Here is a 20,635-nt window from a genome sequence, read left to right on the forward strand (position 1 = left end):
TCCTGCCCTAAGCTGTGCTTGTAAAGATCACTCTTTTTTTCACGTGCTCATTACGGTGTTGGGGGCTGTTCCCCTCTTGAGAGGGGTTAGGGGTGTGTTATCTTTTCTTTTGTCTTGAAACAAAAGAAACAAAAATTCAAGGCTCCAACTTCTTATGCTACAAAATAGAAGCTTTGGCTAAAAGATTTGAACTCGCTACGCTCAAACAGCAAATCTTCCTTAACGCCTCATCTTATATTTTGCTTTACGCAACGAAGTTAAAGGCCTTAACTACACTCGGTCATAAAAATCCGCTTGAGTAAATCGGCAGGAGCTCTGATCTCCGAAGGAGAGGGGAGCCAGCTACAAATAATTCCGCTAAAAGTCCTCACCCCCAGCCCCTCTCCGAAGGAGAGGGGAGCCAACGAACGGGTACAGTTCGACAAGAATTAAGTAGAATAACGGCTAATCTATAACTAAAGACATTTGAGTGTAGCTGCTCCCTCTCCTTCGGAGAGTCCCGATAGCTATCGGGAGGGGTGAGGACTAATGGGTATGCAGAAACACACCCCCAACCCCTCTCAAGAGGGGAGCCAGCTACACTCTAATGTGAAGAAAAATGCGCGTTAATCTGCGTTTCCTGTACACAGGCTTCGGACATCGGACATAAAACCTCCAACATTAATATTTCTTCCAATACAAAAACCTTTGGCACTACTATTATACATTAACGGGCAACTGGCAGATGTTGATGCCGGTACCGTTATTGCCCAGACCAAACAGGTAAACGACCTTAACAGCCTTGATAACCGGCAGGCGGGGTACACTAATAAATTCAGCCTGCCTAAAACGGCTAACAACCTGCGCATTATGCAGTTTTTAACCCTTGTGGGCAACAACTCGGCGGTGCCGTACCAAAAAAACGACTGCTCGCTGTACAGTGCATCAGGCGAATGCTTTGTATATAATGGCTGGGCGGTAATTACAGATGGCGGCGATAGTTATGAGGCTGTTGTTTACGACGGTATTATAGAGCTGTACAAGGCTATAGAGAACAAAACGCTGAACGACGTTGGGCTGGAAGAACTTGTACACAACAAATCGGTACAGGGGGTAATAAACTCGTGGGGCGCAAATGTGCCTTACCGCTATATCCTTGCCGATTATAACGGCAACAATGGTCAATATGAAACAGGCAGTAACCGCGTAAACATAGATTACCTGGTACCATCGGTAAGTGTGGCGTGGCTCTGGAAAAAGATCTTTGAGAGGTACAATAACAACGTGCAGCCCACAGGATCTATATTTGATTCGCCCGATTTTAAGCAGCTGTACATGACGTTCCCTAAGGGGCAGGTGCGCAGCGATACAAACGATATTCCGCTTTTTAAAAGCAGCGACTACCACTTTATACAAAGCAACGGAAACAATTTCGGCATCCGTAAAATATACTACTGCAAGTTTATAACTACAGAGCAGTACCAGCCGATGTGGCTTAGCAATGTTGGGGGCATCCATCTAAAGGTAGTGGCATCGGCATCTTACAAGCTTACTATAAAGGGCAAACTCTATGGGCACCGCGATGGCAATGCAGGCATACACAAAGACAGTTTTATAAGGTTCGGCAAAAATTGCGATACCCTTCAGGCGTACCAAACAGGCAATAATATTATAAATGTATTTAACGGGCAGCCTTATTTAGCATACGGCGAAGATTTTGAGTTTACGTCTAACCCCTTTCAGCTAAGTGCTACCGACAGTATTTGTGCCATCATAGGCGGGCAGGGTACCGATAGTTATGAACTTAACGAAGACTGGTATGCCGATGAACTTACTATAGAGCTTGTGCGGTTAGACCCCGAAAGCATTGACTTTAGCGAAGTACTTACCGATTTTGCCGTGAAGGATTTTCTTAACGAGGTGGTACACCGTTTTGGGCTTACCATGTATAAGGATACGTTTAGCAACAACTACCGCTTTTTAACATTACAGGAACAGTTGCAGGGAGCAGCGGTTGTAAACTGGAGCAAAAAGTTCAGTAAAAAAACACAGGAGAACTACATTTTTGGCACCTACGCCCAGAACAACCGTTTTACGTACACCTACAATGATAAAGAAAGCACGCATAACGACTGGGGCATAAACATAGCAAATGTAAACCTGCCCGATACCCGCGACGTTATAAAATCTAAAATATACAGTCCGGAACGGGTGCCGACTGTCTACCTGGGCGAAAACAGCAATGTGTACAAGCTTTGGGAAAAGGAAATTGCAGAAGACCCACAGCCCGATGAGCCTGCCATAACTTACAAATCGTTAGATAAGCGCTATTACTTTTTAAAATCGCGGCAGGTATCGCGCACTATAAATGTGGTTTCAGATATTTTGGGCAGCCTTAATAACCCTACAAATACACACTATCGCGAAACCTATAGCGGCCTTAGTTTTAAAGATATAATCAGCAGGTTTTACTCGCCGCTGCAGGCATTGCTTAATAACGCAGTACTGGTAACGGCCGACCTTTGGCTTACGGATGCCGACATTGCCAACCTTGATTTTACAAAGCTGTATTACATAGAGCAGCTTGCTAACTACTACATTTTAAACAAGGTAAACAATTACATATCCGGCAGGGTTACTAAATGCGAGCTGGTTCAGGTAGCTTACAGCACACCACCGCCAGAGGTTATCCCTGTTATTTTTACCCTTACAGGCATAGCGCGAACGGGCGGACTCAGGGCTATACTTTACTTTACGCGGGCTATAGAAAATTACCCGTGTGTTATAGAACATTCGTCAGATGGCATTAGCTGGGTAAGTTACAGCACAACTTCAGAAAATTTAAGCAGCCCGTATACGACCACGCGCTTAGCCGGTGGCACTAATTATTTCAGGATAAGCAGCTACGATTATGCAAACAGTAGTGTTATCCGGTACTCTAACACCGTTTCAATTGCAATACCATGATACAGCAACTTAAAAACATACCCCCAAATATAGATTTTGGCTTTGGCATCACTAAGCAGGAAGTTGCCGTAAACACACCCGTAACCGTATGGCTAAACACGTTGTATAATCAGGACGTTTACGGCTTTACACTACATGCCACGGGTGTGGTTACTAAAATATCTAATTATGAATATGTGGTAACCTACCCCCTGCCCGGCACTTACACCCTTACGCTGGGCGTGGGCACAAAAGATAAAAAGATAAGCCTTGACAGTAATATTTTAACTTTAATTGTAACCTAATGGCAAACCAAAAAATAGTATTGGCACAACTTGATATTGATATTAAAGGGCTTGTAGCAGCAGCAAGGCAATCTGTAGAGGCTATTACAGCTATAAATACAGAGCTTAAAAAACTTGTGGAAATGGGCGAAGACACCTCCGGTCAGTTTGCGCAAATGAAACAGGACATGATACTCCTTACTAAGCAGCTCGAAGATCAAAATAAAGCTATAGAAGCACAGGTAACCAATAACCATAACCTTGCCGATGTACAGGCCGAAGTTATAGAAGCACTTAAAGAAACTGCAACAGCCCACAAAAACCTTAGCGATAGTATTGCCCAGACAGATGCCGCCACAACCGGTTACGTACAAAACGCTACAGATGCTGCCAATGCCATAAACTCCCTTAACCAATCGCTCTCGGCAAACGAAGCACTGATGGCAAATAGTGCAGAAAGCACTAATGAGCAGGTAAAAACATTTAGCGACTACAAAGACCAGGTAACCGAAAGTTTTGCCAGCATTAATATTTTTAACGGCGGGCTTGGTGGTTTTATAAGCCGCGCACAGGAAGCAGGTGGCACCGGGCCTATGCTTAAAGGTGCTTTTGAGGGGATGTCTCAGGGAATAATGGGCATGACAAAATCATCGCTTGCATTTATTGCTACTCCCATTGGTGCAGTTATAGCCGCCGTGGGTATTGTTGTAAGCGCACTGGTAAGTTATTTTAAAGACACGCAGGAAGGTATAGATAAGGTAACTGCAGTAACCCGCCCCCTACAATCGGTATTTAACGCGCTCATGGGAGTGTTTCAAAACGTAGGTAAATATTTGGCAGATGCGTTTACAAATCCTCAAAAGTCCATAACAGCTTTTGGTAATCTTGTAAAAGACCAGATAGTAAACCGCTTTATGGGAATGCTGGAGCTGCTGCCTAACTTAGGGAAATCTATAGCACTGGTTTTTCAGGGCAAATTTGCCGAGGCAGGAAAAACCGCGTTAGATGCGCTTGGTAAAGTAGCAACTGGTACTAACAATATTAGCGATAAAATTGCCGGAGCCGCAAAAGAAACCGAAGCTTTTTTAAAAGAGGCATATAGCAGGGGGCAAAAAATAGACGAGCTGCAAAAAAAACTGGATAAGGGCATGGCAGATTATACTAAGCGCAACAGCGAACTCTCTATAGAGCTCGATAGGCAAAATACTACGGCAAACGATACTAATGCCACCTTTGCCCAGCGCGAAAAAGCAGCTGCTACCGCTATAGCTACTGCAAAAGAGCATAATAAACTAATGCTGGACAGGTTAGACACAGAGATTGAACTCCTTACTTTAAAACAGCAGGAAAATGGCATTACCGATGCAGAAAAAAATGAGCTTGCAGATATGGTGGCAAAACGTAATGATGCTGCCGCGCAGTATGCAAGTGGCGAAAAGGATTTGCAAAATAATTTGACAGCGATTAAGGATGCCGCTGCCGAAAAAGAAAAAGCACGCCGGCAGCAACTTGTTACTGATGCTTTGCAAAAGCAAAAGCTGGAGCTGGACATGTATGTACAATTGCAGGGAGAAAAGGCAAAATCGCTTAGCGGCGAACTCGAATTTATAGAGCAGCTCAGGATCAAAAAGCTTGCAATTGCGCAGTCAGAATTTAACGCTTCTAAAAAAACGGCTAACGATGCACTTAATTTGCAAATTGCCCGGGGAGCCATTACAATAGAAAATGCTAAAGCTGTTGCCGATGCTACTGCCAGGTATGCCCATTTAGAACTGGAGCTGTACATTGCACAAAACCCAACAAAAATTAAAGCCAGTGAAGAACTTACAGAACAGATTATTGCAGAGGAAGAAAAAAGGCTGCAATACATTAAGGATGCTAAGGATAAGGAGCTACAGGCAACGCTAAAAACCAATGCCGATGTTATTGAGGCAAAACGTATAAATAATGAAAAACTTAGTGAGCAGGATTTACTGTACATTACTCAAAAAACCGCTCTCGATAAAGAATATACCGATACTGCAAATACAAACCGAGAGGCTCTTGATAATCAGGAAAAATCGCGAAAAGCCAGCCAGTTAGATGCGCAAAACAAAATTGATATTGCCAATGCGCAAACAAAATATGACGCAGACCTGATTACAGAAGAGACAAGGTATGGTGCAGAGCTTACCGGGCTAAAAGACCAGCTTGATAAAAAGCAAATAACCCTGGACCAGTATAATGAAAGCGTTACCATTGCAGAGAAAGAGCATGCCAAAAATGATGAAGACATAAACCTGGCAAAAAATACTGCCATAGTCTCGCAATACGCGTCTATGTTTGGTAACGTGTCGCAGCTTTTAGGCAAAAAAACGGCGGCAGGTAAGGCAGCCGCCATTGCAGAGGCCACCATGAACACGTATAACGGTGTTACACAGGTATGGGCTTCTGATAGTGTTTTGCCAGAGCCTTTTGCAACGCCGGCTAAAATTGCCAGTACGGCTATGGTTGTAGCTTCCGGGTTAAAAGCGGTTAAGCAAATAGCATCTACTAAAACACCTAAGGCCCAGAAAGGTGCGCTGTTTAACATAGGCGGTAACCGCCACAGTAACGGCGGCACACTTTTTACCGGTGCCGATGGGACCCGCTTTGAAGCCGAGCAGGGCGAACTTATAGGTGTTATGAACCGCAATGCGGCGGCACACTTTATGGCGTTTAACAATGCATTCCCGGCGGGGGGCAGCAGCACGCCCAACTATTTTGCGGGCGGAGGCATCGTATCGCGCGATGTAGCGCAGCCCTCTTTAAACATAGACGAGCTTGCCTCAAAAATTGCTATGGCAAACAGGGCTATACCTGCGCCGGTTGTGGCGGTGCAGGATATTATAGCCCGCGGCAACAGTTATATACAGGTACGGGATGCGGCTAATTTTTAAGCAAATACATTGTATAGAAATTATTGTTACGATTTGTGAGGAAAATATCATCATTTAAATGGTTCAACATATTTTATCAGGCTGGAAAAACTATCTGGCTAAAAGCGAGGTTACCAATACCGTTGCACAACAAAGGGCAGCCCTTTGTGCCTCCTGCCCCCACGCCCGGCAGGGTAAACTGCTCGCATTTATAAACGATAGCTTAAAAGAAATTGAGGGTGCGTATTGCAACATTTGCAAATGCCCGCTTAGCGCAAAAGTGCGCAGTACAGATATTTGCCCAATACATAAATGGTAGCATGACGCGGTATGAAACAATAACAAGCCTGGGTGATAACTTTATAAAGCTCATGGGCAAAAGCCTTATACCGGTACATATACTGGACTGGAAGGTGTATTATGAGGCTTACCTAAAACAAGCCCAACTGCTCTGTAAAGAGCACGGCAAACCTAAAAAAACAAAAGCCGCAGGTATTACTGCCGCAATGTATAATATAAGTGACCGTAGTATGTTTAGCATTATTGCTTTTATGGAAGGTTGTTAGTGAGCGGTGTTCAGTATTCAGTGTTCAGTCGCAGTGTTCAGTATCCAGTATACAGTAATCAGTGTTCAGTCGCAGTCGCAGTCGCAATGTTTAGTTATAATTTGTTATTTGTGATTTGGAATTTTTACCCTTACCCTAAAACAATATTCGCTTCTCCTTTTATAACAAGTATTGGTTTACCATCTTCATAGCCAGAACTCCATCCTGTTGTATGTATGTCTGTTTTAACAATTGTAAGCTGTACATCTTTATAGTTTATGTAAACCAGCTGCCATGACTGTGCGTTACTATGCTGTTGTTGTAAATAAATTCCGGTTGGGGTTGTGGTAAACCATTCGGCAAATAGTTTACGCTCCATCTCAAAAATTTCGGGATAGCTTTTAAGGTATATATAATCGCTGTTGTTTGTACCGGGTACTGTGGCAGCGTTGCGGCTGTAAAGGGTTATGCCATGCCCCTGAAAAAATATGGACCACGCATTTAATGCCGGCAGGTTTTGCAAAACGGCAGGTGGGGTTTCCGGTTTTTTTTTTTAAAGAATTTAGAGAAAAACATGTAATGAGGTTTATATATAACACCGCCTGTGCGTTACTAAGCAAAGATATTAAAAGCCCGGCACCAATGCATAAAAAAAGCCCCACGCAATGCGTGGGGCTTTAAGTGCCTTTTGGCTATAAGTTACAAAGGTATTAGAAAACTAATTTTTTGCTTACTTTACCTTTAACTGTATTAACTTCTATAATAAGTACTTCTTGTGCAGCTTGTAAACCAGATACTACAGTAGTTGTAGCGTTAATTCCTGATTTTGTGAAAAGCACCCTGCCACGAACGTCATAAACTGTTACGTCTGTCATTTGTGCAGTACCTGCATTAATGTTTATAGAAGATCCTTCTTTAAATATAATTACATTGTTAGCGTTAAGCTGTGGAGTTTCTGTACCCAGGGCATCTGTAGTAAATACTACTTCAAACCTTTCGTCAAACCTGCCAGCTTCTGTAGCAAATGTATAGTTACCGTTTCTTAGATCGTGTACTGCATTTGTAGCGTTATCTTTAAGATAGATGTTTTGTCCGTCTGTAAATACACCATCAAAATGATCAAGAGCTATGTTGAAGCTACCTGCTGTTGCAGCGTTAAAACCTACCGGTACTACATCTGTAGTAGTAAACGATGGCCTTGCCTGTATTGTTAACGCTGTATCCTGAGATAGAGAGTAAAGAGTAACGTTAGCAGCATTTGTGCGGCTTGAAGCCTCATAGCTATAATCAAGATCAAGAGTAGCATCTGCTAAGTAAGCAACAGCCATCTGGCTAAATTCCTGCTCTGTATTGCCCACAATGTTTAACCAAAAACGAGACGCTACAGTTTCTCCAGTCCTAAAGAAAGCCTGGTTTCCAGATGCCGGAGCTTCTCTCCTCATGCTGTTTGTAAACGTAATTTGAGGGTTAGCAACACCAGCTTTAGTTTTTACTATGAAACCTTGACCCTGAGATATTCTCCAGTTAGGGTTAGCAGCATTACCACCTGATACAGGATAGAAATCACGTTGCGTAGAACCACCAGATGTATAGTTAGGATCTCCACCATGATTACCATTTATAGCATAAGCCGTGTTAGGTACAAAAGCAGCATTACTTAATACAGCGTAAGAAGATACTGTTGCATCGTTTTTCTTTCTCCAGAAGTAGATACCTGTTGTATTGTCTAATACTGTAGTGTTACCAGCATAAAAATCAGCAACACTTATAGGAGATGCATACGGGTTACCTATTGCAGTATAACGTGCATCTTGTGTATTAAGTGGTAAAGTAATTGTACCGTTGTTTGGCACACCTGTAAAGTCTCCCTGGAAAACTGTTGCAGAAGTACCTGCGTTGTAAGTACCATTACCACTAATCATGTTAGGCATACGTATAAGGTAAGCTTTAGCAGCAGCAAAACTTGTTAGAGCAGGATCTACAGTTAAGTAATACTCATGTACTGCGTTAGGGTTTGCCTGTGTAGGTGCAGGAGCTGTACCGTATACATAAAAACGAGTTGAAAGAGTTGATGGAGAGAACGCCTGTAGGTTTTGTCCTGTTACCGGAGAAGACCATAATGTATAATCCAGTTTGTAAAGGTTGTTACTGTTTCTTGTAACTTTTACATTACCTGTGTTAGCAATAGTGCTGTTTTGCTGTACAAGAGACGCATTGTTCTCTACAGTAAAGAAACCACCTGTTGCAACAGCAATGTTATTTACAACGTTTAGTGTACCAGATGTGTTTACAGTTAAACGTGCACCATTATCTACAGTAATATCTTTAGCATATCCTTGGTTACCAATAACGTTTGGCATCCTTCCTTGTACAGTTACCGCAGGTATTTGTACTTTGTTGTAAATTGTAGGTACTGTACCACAGCTCCAGTTAGTAGCTGTATTCCATAAAATATCTGTAGCACCCGTCCATACTGTAACTTCGTTTACAGTTACAGTAATTTCGTTAGATGTTGTACCTGTACAAGCACCCGATGCAACAAGAGCCCTGAATTTAGTAGTTACTGAAAGTGGAGCAGTCCTGTACACAGTAGTAGTACCGCCTGTACCTGTAGTTACGTTAGTCCATGTAGCACCACCATCTGTAGATTGTTGCCATTGTCTTGTACCAACAGAGTTAGCCAATGTAATTGTTGCAGTACCACCTGCACAAAAGCTTAGGTAATCTGATGTTGCAGTACCAGGAGCTGCGCGGTTAACTTTAAATTCTAATACCGGAGTATATTTAGCTGCTATAACACAGTCGTTACCTGCAGGGAATACTTTTGCAAAGTAGTAGTACGACTGGTTTTGGTTAAATGCTGAAGGAGTATATCTTGCAGATGTAGCACCTTGTATAGCAGTATCTGTACCTGTATTAAGAGCTGTTGGAGTAGTACCTGCAGTACGTGTAGTACTGTACCACTGGTATGTTGGGGTGTTACCTACTGCACCTGTTTCTACATAAGTAGTAACTGCAGGGTCATAACATGTTACACTTCCTGTAGATGCTAAAAGAATAGTGTTAAGGTAAGCAGGAGTACTTCTTACAGCACCACTTGGGTTTGTAACTAATACAGTATATATACCTGCATTAGCACCATTTACCGGTACAGATAGTGTAGCAGTTGCTGTACCTGTTATACCGCTTGTACCTTCTGTAATTGGCATACCATCTTTTTCCCACTGGTAAGTAGGAACTTCTGTACCCTGACCTAAGTTAAGTGTTACACTAAATGTAGCAGTACCTGAACATGCAGCAACAGATGCCGGTTGTGTATTAATTTCCGGAGCAGGAACATCAAAAGAGCTCCTGTTGTAAGCCATAAATGCAGGGTCGCTTGTACCACTTGGCATTACTTTAAATTGTACAGCCTGAGTTCTATTAGCCTCTGTAATACCAAAATCTATAAGTCTGTAAGCTACAAGACGAATATCTCTTGTTTCTCCGCCCGGTGTAGCAACACCGTTTACCCTTGCAGTATTAAGTGCAGCAGCGGCAGGAAGAGAGAAAAAGTCTGTTTTATAAGTACCTACGGCATTAACGCCGAATATATTAATTTGAACCGGTTTACCTACAATGTTACCATTAACATCTACAAAGCAGAAAACGTCGAATGAGTTATTACTTGGAGAAGCAACCTGAGATACAAGGATATCCGGGATAGCATCTTCTGCAACGTTAGTAAGTATGTTACTTGCCTGGAAGCTAAGAACAGAACTTGACGGAAGGTTAGTAACGCCTGTACCAAGGTCTAATCCACGTATACCATCAATAAGCACATCTCTTACAGTAAGACCCTGTACACTTTGTGCAGTAGGCACAGATGTAGTAGAGCTACCATCGATGTTTTTTGCAAGAACGATAAGGTTAGGGTCGCCACTGTTAGACGGGCCCGCTGTACCTGCAATATTATTAATTGGCAATGCCCTAAAGTTACCTTGTGTGTAAGCACCTGTAGTAGTGCCACGCGTACCGCTTGTAAGGGTAGTACCCATCTCGCTGTTTGGCGCAGTACTATACTGTGTACCATCATAAGTAAAGGCTAAAAGGCTATGGCTTGTATCTGGCTGTAAAGAAGTATTACCTGTAGCAGCACTTGTTACAAAGTAACCATTAAAGTTAGTAATAATACGTGTTACACCAGCGTTAGTTGGTGTAGCAGCCGGAGCCACATAGCTAAGTGTAGTACTAAATGTTGTTGTAGTACTGCTTTTAATTACACTTACACTTACTGGACTTGATGTACCTGCGGTAATACCGGTTACTTCCGGCAATACAGCAGTAATAGCCGTACCATTAGAGTTAACGCTAAAACTTGTAGCATTAATGGTGTTAAACCTTACCGCTGTAACTCCTGTAAAGTTGCTACCGGTAATGGTGATTGGAGTTCTGTGCGTTACAACGCTTGGAGCGTAGGCACTAAAAGTTGGCGTTTGTGCAAATGCACCGGCCGAGATTAAAAACAACAATAGCATTAGCTGTTTTTTCAAAAAGGTAGTTTTTCGAACCTTCATAGTAATTAAATTTTGAATGACACAGTAAAAAATTTCAATAAAACGGTTTTTTTGGGCATCAACAGTTTAGAACGCGTACAATTAAACCAGCGATCTAAGTTGGGGGCAACTTTGAACACAGTCCTTTTTAACAAATCCTTAACGTTGACAATATATAGAGAAGAATAAGGCGGGGGCCAAACCTTCAATATTTCTTATTTATGTTGCTATACAGATAATTTATAGCTCCACGACAGTAATTTTAATACAGTTCAATTAATTATTAATCAATTAATTGGAAGACAAAAATACACACACATCATTTGTAAAGCAAGAAAAAAATGCTTCTAAACTAAAGAAATGCACATACGTTAATGTTTTTGAACTAAAATTGCATAATCATTACCTAAAATTTACATTCCTTAACAATTTTCCTTGTTTAAGGCGAAAATGCAATATTCAAATTTTAACTATTTATCTATATATCAGATACTACAGCCGCGTATTACCCTACAAAAATACAAAATTATGTTGTACGTCGATATTTTTTTACACTTTATCGGCTAAAAACGTTTGAGTCAATTAAAATATAGTTTGGCTCCATTTAAAAATATTCTTAGTAATTTTGGTAAATCATAAAAAATGTTACCATGAAGTACACTCCCATAGACCGCAGCCTGTTTATAAAAAACCGTGCAAAATTTAGCGCGCAAATGAAACCTAAAAGTGTTGCTGTCTTTAATTCTAACGATATTTACCCTATAAGTGCAGATAGTACACTACCATTTGCACAACACCGCGATATTTTTTACCTGAGCGGTGCCGATCAGGAAGAATCGGTACTGGTGCTTTGCCCCGATGCTCCTTATGAGCACCTGCGCGAAATACTTTTTTTGCGTGAAACTAACGAGCATATTGCCGTATGGGAGGGCGAAAAACTTACTAAAGAACGTGCCTTTGAAGTAAGCGGCATTAAAAATATTATGTGGCTGCAGGATCTCGAAAAAACGCTTTTTGAGATAATGACCTACACTGATACTATTTACATAAACACTAACGAGCACTACCGCTCATCGGTACAAACGCAAACCCGCGAAGACCGCTTTATAAAATGGTGGAAAGACAAATATCCTGCCCATCAGGTGGCTAAGAGCAACCCCATTTTACAGCACCTGCGCTCTGTAAAAGAGCCACAGGAAATTGCACTTATGCAACAGGCCTGCAACATTACAGAGATGGGCTTTCGCCGCGTGCTTGGCTTTACAAAACCGGGTGTTTGGGAGTACGAAATTGAGGCCGAATTTATTCATGAGTTCACTCGCAACCGCTCTAAAGGCTTTGCTTATGGCCCCATTATAGCCAGTGGCAACAATGCTAATGTGCTGCATTATGTAGAGAATAACCAGGAGTGCAAAGATGGCGACCTTATACTGTTTGACGTTGCCGCAGAGTATGCAAATTACAGCAGCGACCTTAGCCGCACCATACCGGTAAACGGGCGTTTTAGCGCAAGGCAAAAAGAGGTTTATAATGCGGTTTTAAAAGTTAAGGACGAGGCTACAAAAATGCTTACGCCCGGCACGCTATGGAAACAATACCATGTAGAGGTGGGTAAAATTATGACATCTGAACTACTGGGCCTTGGCCTGCTTGACAAAGCCGATGTACAGAATGAAAAACCGGAATGGCCTGCTTACAAAAATTATTTTATGCACGGCACATCTCACCACCTGGGACTTGACACCCACGATTACGGCTTGTTATATGAGCCTATGGAGCCCAACATGGTCTTTACCGTAGAGCCGGGAATTTACATTCCTGCCGAAGGTTTTGGCATTCGCCTGGAAGATAACCTTGTTATACAGCCACAGGGCGAACCGTTTAACCTTATGGGCAACATCCCTATACAGGCAGACGAGATTGAAAGCCTTATGAACGCGTAGTTAAGTTTGCAGTATTCAGTACTCAGTCATCAGTCGCAGTATTCAGTCGCAGTTTGCAGCTTGTCATTCTGAGCGAGCGAAACGCAGTGCAGCCAAAGGATCTTTGATACAGCAAATAACAACATGTCATTCTGAGCGGAACGAAGTGCGGCCGAAGAATCTCTGGTACAGCAAATAACAACATGTCATTCTGAGCGAAACGCAGTGCAGCCGAAGAATCTCTGGTACAGCAAATAACAACATGTCATTCTGAGCGGAACGAAGTGCAGCCGAAGAATCTTTGGTACAGCAAATAACAACATGTCATTCTGAGCGGAACGCAGTGCAGCCGAAGAATCTCTGGCACAGCAAATAACAATATGTCATTCTGAGCGGAACGAAGTGCAGCCGAAGAATCTCTGGCACAGCAAATAACAATATGTCATTCTGAGCGGAACGAAGTGCAGCCGAAGAATCTCAGCTAAATAATTAGCTCAGCAAATTACACCTATTATATATAGGTGTAAAACTGCCGTTACATCCACAATATCAATGTTCATTGTTTCATTATGAAACATTAAACAAAAAAAGTCTGCACAACGCAGGCTTTTTTTGTTATAATAGAAATTGCCGTTATGTTATTATCAGCATAGCCAAAGAAAAAAGATTCTTCCTTCGTCAGAATGACATGACTATTAACTTTTCGACCCGCAGTAACAAGGGAACCAACAAAAAAGTCCGAGTGTAGCTGGCTCCCCTCTTGAGAGGGGTTTGGGGGTGTGTTACTCCTAAACAAATTAGACTGCTTCGTGCCTCGCAGTGACAATACGTGAAGAAAGGAACCAACAAAAACATCCGAGTGTAGCTGGCTCCCCTCTTGAGAGGGGTTGGGGGTGTGTTACTTCTAAACGATAAGACTGCTTCGTGCCTCGCAGTGACCAATACGTGAAGAAAGGAACCAACAAAAACATCCGAGTGTAGCTGGCTCCCCTCTTGAGAGGGGTTGGGGGTGTGTTATTTCTAAACGATAAGACTGCTTCATATTTCCCAGTGACAGGATATAAAAAAGAGATAAACATCCTGTACCCGAAACTGTCATCGCGAGGCACGAAGCAATCTAATTAAAAGCAGTGCTTATCCTTTTAAAGGCAGTTTAATTTGAGGCAACGGTTCGCACAGCGTCTTATTCACTATCCTTTCCCGCATCATTTCCTTCTTATTAAAATGACGCGATATGTTTTGTACAATTTCGGTGTAGTTATCCCATTCTCCATTTTTGTAATAGAAGACTTTTATCGACCTGCAATTGTTATGTTCAAATATTTTGTTGAGTAATATTCTATCTGATAAGCCGCAGGAATGCCCCATAACATATACCTGGAAATGGGTACTCTCAATAAAACTCAGCATCTTTTTATAATTAGACGTTTGCAGATATTGAAAAGATTTGATGTTGCGCAGGTATTCGTTATCGTCCTTTTTTTCAATAGCCTTGTAATCATCATCCATCTCATCACCAAACCCAAAATTTATAGGATTACCTGCATCATTGAGTTTACCATGAATCTGGATAACTTCGCTTATGCCATAATCATCTCTATATGCTTTGTTCATAATTGAACTGTAATTGTCGATTGTAGGTGTATAATTAAAGTTTAAAAATAAATTTTTAGGATAATAACTCCTGTTTTTCCTCAACTTTGATTCCTCGCTGTTAAATTTATACAACCATTCTTCAACTCCTTGCTTATCCCTATCTGAAAATTCATCTAAGAATTTTTCTTCATATATACTCCTATTCCTAAGATTAAAAAGTTGAATAGTCTTATGCATTTCCTTTGTGTCCTCGAAATCATATTTTGTAGCTGCATTTTCATGCAAATATTTTTCAAGTAGCTTTTTAACTACATCAAATTCTATGTTAAGTTTTTTAACCTCCGAATTATCATTATGCTTTAGAGATTCTTTCAAAAGTTTATAATATTCATTTTCAATATCAACCCAATTTTTAGTCCTCTCCCTATTGATAGTCGCGAAAAAATTATTTTTCAATCTAAGATTAGATTGATAACCATGATAATTTCCATATATTGAAGTTTTAAGATTCCTCATGAACATATTATAATCTTGATAAGTTTTGATACTTCTAAAGTCATCTACTGCTTTTGGGGAATACGTACCCGAAAAGCCACAGCTAAATAATATAAAATCATCATCGTATATCATTCCAAATTTGTCTTGTTGCTGCAAATTTTCAAAAACTCCTTTCCAATACCAATCAATAAAATCACAATACCCGGTTGGCAGCCCGTGAGCCAAATCAAAACCGTTTCCTACAATAATCAGTCTGTTCATATCTATTTACTTACAATTCAAATATAGATATTTAACTAAACATTACTTTGGTATTTGTAAGGATAGATTATTTTTGCATATTACCTTCCAAAAGAAATCCGCGTTAATCCGCAAAATCCGTGTCATCCGCGTTCCAAAACATGAAACACCTACACTACAAAAACATACAAATAAACTATACCGATGCCGGTAAAGGCACCGCGATAGTACTCCTGCATGGCTTTTTAGAAAACAGCACCATGTGGAATTTTTTTGTAGAACAGTACACAAAGCGTTACCGCGTTATAACCATAGACCTTTTGGGCCATGGCCAAACGGGCTGCCTGGGCTACGTGCACAGTATGGAAGATATGGCCGATGCCGTACAGGCGGTACTTACAGAGCTGCGCATTCGTAAAGCTATAATTATGGGGCACTCTATGGGTGGCTATGTGGCACTGGCTTATGCCGAGTTGTACCCCGATGTTGTAAAAGGTATTGTATTGCAAAATAGCACCACGCGTGCTGATAGCGATGAGCGCAAGGCTAACCGCGACCGTGCCGTTACTGCCGTAAAAAAAGATTACACCTGCTTTGTAAGCATGTCTATAGCTAATTTATTCAGCGAAGAAAACCGCGAAAAATTTGCTCCCGAAATTGAAGAATTGAAGCAGCAGGCATTGCTAACCCCGGTGCAGGGAATTGTTGCCGCGCTGGAAGGCATGAAAATCAGGAAAGACCGCGAGGTGCTACTTCACTTTGCCCCCTACCCTGTTTTACTGGTACTGGGCGAAAAAGACCAAAGCCTTGTTTACAGCGAGCACGCCGACCAGGCAGAAGGTACATCGGCAAAACTAATTACCTACCCATACGGACACATGAGCCATATAGAGAGCCGCGAAGCCCTGCTTAAAGAAACCCTCGACTTTTTTAAAAATTGTTAAGGCCCTTTATTATATAGATTAGTCTTAATAAGATATGTATTTTTAGCTATTGTAAAAAGGCAGCTAAGTCCCGGAGGGACGGCATGTATATAGTCAACAGGATCATCAATAGCATTAGAGCTTCGGAGAAGCGGCATATTTACATGCCGCTTCTCCGAAGCTCTTGATTGCGTTCAACAATTTCTTTGGCTATAAACATGCCACCCCTCTGGGGTTTTAAACAGAGTATTCTATGTCAATATAGTTGTTTAAATTTCGGTGAGGCAATGTGCCCATCTACTATAAAAAGATTGTGATGCACTACATAGACCATGTTACGTGTATAAGAAATCTGCGTAAATCCGCGCCTGCGCAGCATGAGTATAATCCGCGTTACATTTAGTAGATTTAGAAATCAAACTTAAGCTGTACCACTACCGCTTTCTTTTCCCCTGCTTCATTATTTAAATTAGATAACGAAATACCCAGCAGCCTAACCGACTCTTTAGGGCGTTCCTGGTACAGGAGTTCTTTAGTAGTTTCTAAAATGAGGCTTTTATGCGATATAAAGTACGGCAGGGTTTTACTGCGTGTTTGCACGGTAAAGTCGGAATATTTAATTTTCAGGGTCACAGTCTTACCGGCAATCTTTTTTTTACTCAGCCTGCGGTCGAGCTCGGTGGCAATATCATCCAGCTTTTCGAGCATAAAAACCTCCGATACTAAATTCTCGTCAAACGTGTGCTCTGTCCCTACCGATTTTACGATCCTGTCGGCCTTAACCTCGCTGTTATGTATGCCCCGCACAACGTAATAATAAAAACTACCCGCCTTGCCAAAGTGCTGCGCCAGGAACTCTATAGATCTTTCCTTAAGGTCTTTGCCGGTAAAAATGCCAAGCTGGTACATTTTCTCGGTAGTAACTTTGCCCACGCCATAAAATTTACCAATTTCAAGATTTTCTAAAAATGGCAGCACCTCATCCGGGTTCACCGTTTTTTGTCCGTTAGGCTTGTTGTAGTCGCTCGCCACCTTAGCGATAAATTTATTGATAGATATCCCTGCCGATGCCGTGAGCCCGGTTTCCTCCAGTATGCGCTGCCTTATTTGTTGTGCAATAAGCGTGGCACTGGGAATACCTTTTTTATTAATTGTAACATCAAGGTAGGCTTCATCAAGCGAAAGGGGTTCTACCTTATCGGTAAATTCATGAAAGATGCTGCGTATTTTTCGGGAAATTTCGGTGTAGCGTTCAAAGCGCGGGCGTACAAAAATAAGTTCGGGGCAGCGTTTCTTGGCAAGAAAGCCGCTCATGGCACTGCGCACGCCAAATTTTCGGGCCTCATAACTGGCAGCAGCCACCACGCCACGTGTTTCGCCGCCACCCACAGCAAGTGCCTTGCCGCGCAGGGCAGGATTATCCAGCTGCTCTACAGAGGCATAAAAGGCATCCATATCTACGTGGATTATTTTGCGCTGTGGCGTTATGGGTTCCATACTGCAAAATTAGTGTATTTTGTACTGCAATGATATAGGGAAAACCATGCCGAAAGGGGGTGGAAAAGTTAAAAATAGCGGAGTATTTGGATACTTTGCAACCTCTCCCCTAACCCCTCTCCTTAAGAGAGGGGAACTCATACCGGCTCACTCGAACAGGACTTACGGCAAGAGTGCAGCTAAATCTGAAATCTACATTCTTAAATCTTAAATCATTTACTGCAATACCCGCTTCAGTACTTTACCAAAATACCCGCCGTACCTTTGCATCATCAAAATAACAAACCTTTATAGCTATAAAGTTTTTCTAATTCTTCTCTCAATATTTCTTCCGCTTTCAATCATTCAATATTTCAATAGTCAAATAAAATGGATGACAGGAAACATTTATATCTCCGGCCAGATAGGCACGTTTGACGGTACCACCGGCATAGAACTTATAGACGTGGTAAGCCAGGTAAAAAAACAGCCTAAAGCCACCGCCTATAATGTGCACATAAACAGTGAGGGCGGACTGGTAGATGTGGGTTTCGATATTTACCAATACCTAAAATCGCTTAAAAAGCCCATTACCACAATAGGCAGCGGTATTGTAGCCAGTATAGCCACCGTAATTTTTATGTCGGGCGATAAACGGCAGGTACGCGAAAACACCCCGTTCATGATTCACCTGCCGTGGGGCGGGTCTATGGGTACAGCCGACGAGCTGGAACAGTTTGCCGACCAGCTTCGTGCCATTGAGAAAAAAATGGTGGGCTTTTATAAAAAGGCGCTCAACGTGCAGGAACAGGCCATTATGCCGCTCCTTAAAAACGAAACGTGGCTTACGGGCAGGCAGCTTGCCGCCCTGGGCTTTACTACCTCGCGGCAGGTTAAGGCCGCAGCCAAAGCTTTCATTAACCCCAACTCTACTATGAGAGGAACATTTACCGAGAATGACAGGCACTGGATGGAAGGCCTGTTTACTAAAGTACTGGGCAAGTTTAAAAGCGCCCACATTTTTAACAAAGTGGTGCAGGATGCTACCGGTGCCGAACTTGATTTTACCGACCTGCCAGATGATGCAGTGATTGAAGTGGGTGCTACTGCCACCGTAGACGGTTCTCCTGCCGAAGGCGAATATCTGCTGCCCGATGGCTACACGTACGTGTTTGAAGCCGGTGAACTAACCGAAATCATCGAGCCGGAAGAAGACACCGAAGCAGCATCGCTTCGTGTAGAGAACAAGGCTTTAAAACGCCAGCTTAGCACCATTAAAAGTGAGGTGCTGGCATTAAAAAAGCAGGTAACAAGCACCTTTAGTGTAGATGGTAAAAAGGTGGCACAACGCAGGGCGGGCGAAACCGACAGGCTTGCCGGAATGAAAGAATATTTGAAACAAAACACCCGTAAGTAATGAGCGTTATTAATGCAGATGGATTAACACTACACGCCCGTGAGGCCGAAACGGTAAGCGAGGTAATTTTTGCAAGGGTTTTTAACGAAAGCGACCTTGCCGAATACCACGAGATTGAAACGGGCATTGATGTAAACACCCAGATTGCCTTTGCCGGAAGGCTTGGCCTGCTGGGTAAAAAAACCGTGGGATGCCAGCCTAACGAGGCAGGCGGTTTTGCCCTGACCGAGAAATTCTGGACTCCTGTGCTGGAAGATTTCAGGCTTAGGCATTGCCAGGCAGATATGCCTGCGCTGTTTAAAATGTTCAGGAAATCGCAGCGCATTAACCCCGATTTTTTTGATGCCGTGGGCTCGCAGGAGTTTGGCGTTATCATATCGGCAGTAGAGACGGCTTTGCAGGAAAACATTCACCGTAAGGTATGGTTTAACGATACCGCGGCTGCCACTACCGCAAATGGCGGGGTGTTTAAAGTGGGTACCGACCTTGATTACTTTAACTCTTTTAACGGACTCTTCAAGCAACTGTTTACTGCAGTTACCGCCAATAAAGTTATCCGTGTGCCTATAGATGTTAACACCGGTGCGGGTTATAATGCCCAGGCTCTTGCTGCCGATGCTGCCATTGGTATTTTTGAAAAACTGGTTACCAGTGCAGATGAAAGGCTTGTGGCTGCCGATGATGCTTTTATACTGGCATCGCGCTCCCTTGCCGATAATTACCGCGCCACACTGCGCAACAAGAACTTAGGTTCGGGTTTTATGGAAGTGGTTGAGGGTGGCCGCCCTAAATTGTTGTTTGATGGTATAGAGGTTAAAGTGCGCTACGACTGGGATCGCTATATTAAAACCTACCAGGACAACGGCACTAAATACAATCTGCCACACAGGGCGGTATTTACTACCAAAAGCAATATCCCGGTAGGTACTCTTAGCGATGCCGACCTTGCCAAACTGGATGTGTTTTATGACAAAACCCTGAAAACTAATTTTATGGATGCTGCCTATACTATTGATGCCAAATTGCTTGAGGAATATATGGTGGTAGCGGCGTATTAAACAGTTTAGAGTTTAAGGTTTAAAGTTATGAGTAGCTGGTTGAGATTCCTCAACTGCGTTATACTCCGTTCGGAATGACACTCAAATCCGCTCACTCAAAAGTAATTACTCTTCCATTTCGACTAAGGAAAAATCTCTAAAATTAATGAATCGAGATTCCTCAATTTCGCTGCGCGGCATTCGGAATGACAATCAGATCCGCTCACTCAGTTACATTAGATTAGGAGTGTAGCTGGCTCCCCTCTTGAGAGGGGTTGGGGGTGTGTTATTTACAGTCTCATTCAAAAAGTTCTTACTCCCCTCTCTAAAGGAGAGGGGA

13 protein-coding genes are annotated in these 20,635 nt (G+C 42.4%); 9 read left to right on the plus strand and 4 right to left on the minus strand.

Annotated features, from left to right (window positions below):
• The first annotated feature begins 687 nt into the window (after positions 1-687).
• The 5 genes from F565_RS0114430 to F565_RS0114450 are packed head-to-tail and all read left to right on the plus strand — an operon-like array spanning position 688 to position 6,672.
• Positions 688-2,946 carry a hypothetical protein gene (locus F565_RS0114430; RefSeq protein WP_020213948.1) on the plus strand — a complete coding sequence of 753 codons (2,259 nt, stop codon included), beginning with the start codon at positions 688-690 and terminating at the stop codon, positions 2,944-2,946.
• Positions 2,943-3,230, plus strand: coding sequence for a hypothetical protein (locus tag F565_RS0114435; RefSeq protein ID WP_020213949.1), 288 nt, complete (start codon positions 2,943-2,945; stop codon positions 3,228-3,230). The genes F565_RS0114430 and F565_RS0114435 overlap by 4 nt, the downstream gene beginning before the upstream one ends.
• On the plus strand, positions 3,230-6,127 hold the full coding sequence (locus tag F565_RS0114440; protein ID WP_020213950.1) for a hypothetical protein: 2,898 nt from the start codon (positions 3,230-3,232) through the stop codon (positions 6,125-6,127). Before F565_RS0114435 ends, F565_RS0114440 begins: the two co-directional genes overlap by 1 nt.
• A gap of 58 nt (positions 6,128-6,185) precedes the next feature.
• A complete protein-coding gene (locus F565_RS0114445; protein WP_020213951.1) occupies positions 6,186-6,425 on the plus strand; it encodes a hypothetical protein in 240 nt (79 codons plus the stop codon).
• A 1-nt stretch (position 6,426) separates the two neighbouring features.
• Positions 6,427-6,672 carry a hypothetical protein gene (locus F565_RS0114450; RefSeq protein ID WP_020213952.1) on the plus strand — a complete coding sequence of 82 codons (246 nt, stop codon included), beginning with the start codon at positions 6,427-6,429 and terminating at the stop codon, positions 6,670-6,672.
• A gap of 130 nt (positions 6,673-6,802) precedes the next feature.
• Here F565_RS0114450 and F565_RS0114455 read toward each other — a convergent pair whose 3' ends face one another.
• The gene (locus F565_RS0114455) at positions 6,803-7,174 is read right to left on the minus strand and encodes a hypothetical protein (RefSeq protein WP_020213953.1); all 372 of its coding nucleotides are present in this window, start codon (positions 7,172-7,174) and stop codon (positions 6,803-6,805) included.
• Between the two features lie 187 nt (positions 7,175-7,361).
• Complete coding sequence (locus F565_RS0114465) at positions 7,362-11,207, minus strand: T9SS sorting signal type C domain-containing protein (RefSeq protein ID WP_020213955.1); 3,846 nt, start codon at positions 11,205-11,207, stop codon at positions 7,362-7,364.
• Positions 11,208-11,836: 629 nt separating this feature from the next.
• Here F565_RS0114465 and F565_RS0114470 point away from each other — a divergent pair.
• Positions 11,837-13,129 carry an aminopeptidase P family protein gene (locus tag F565_RS0114470; RefSeq protein ID WP_020213956.1) on the plus strand — a complete coding sequence of 431 codons (1,293 nt, stop codon included), beginning with the start codon at positions 11,837-11,839 and terminating at the stop codon, positions 13,127-13,129.
• Between the two features lie 1,113 nt (positions 13,130-14,242).
• On the opposite strand, the gene F565_RS22710 is transcribed toward F565_RS0114470, so the two are convergent.
• Positions 14,243-15,463, minus strand: coding sequence for an AbiH family protein (locus F565_RS22710; RefSeq protein ID WP_020213957.1), 1,221 nt, complete (start codon positions 15,461-15,463; stop codon positions 14,243-14,245).
• A 140-nt stretch (positions 15,464-15,603) separates the two neighbouring features.
• On the opposite strand from F565_RS22710, the gene F565_RS0114480 reads away from it, so the two are divergent.
• A complete protein-coding gene (locus tag F565_RS0114480; RefSeq protein ID WP_020213958.1) occupies positions 15,604-16,386 on the plus strand; it encodes an alpha/beta fold hydrolase in 783 nt (260 codons plus the stop codon).
• Positions 16,387-16,773: 387 nt separating this feature from the next.
• On the opposite strand, the gene dinB is transcribed toward F565_RS0114480, so the two are convergent.
• Positions 16,774-17,862: a DNA polymerase IV gene (gene dinB, locus F565_RS0114485; protein ID WP_020213959.1), complete on the minus strand. Its 1,089-nt coding sequence runs from the start codon at positions 17,860-17,862 to the stop codon at positions 16,774-16,776.
• A 373-nt stretch (positions 17,863-18,235) separates the two neighbouring features.
• Here dinB and F565_RS22430 point away from each other — a divergent pair, with 373 nt between their 5' ends.
• Both F565_RS22430 and F565_RS0114500 read left to right on the plus strand, forming a co-directional pair.
• A complete protein-coding gene (locus F565_RS22430) occupies positions 18,236-19,258 on the plus strand; it encodes a head maturation protease, ClpP-related (protein WP_020213961.1) in 1,023 nt (340 codons plus the stop codon).
• Entirely contained in the window at positions 19,258-20,316 is a 1,059-nt protein-coding gene (locus F565_RS0114500) for a hypothetical protein (RefSeq protein WP_020213962.1), read from the plus strand. The genes F565_RS22430 and F565_RS0114500 overlap by 1 nt, the downstream gene beginning before the upstream one ends.
• Positions 20,317-20,635: the final 319 nt, after the last annotated feature.

The sequence above is a fragment of the Flavobacterium rivuli WB 3.3-2 = DSM 21788 genome (assembly GCF_000378485.1).
GTDB lineage: Bacteria > Bacteroidota > Bacteroidia > Flavobacteriales > Flavobacteriaceae > Flavobacterium > Flavobacterium rivuli.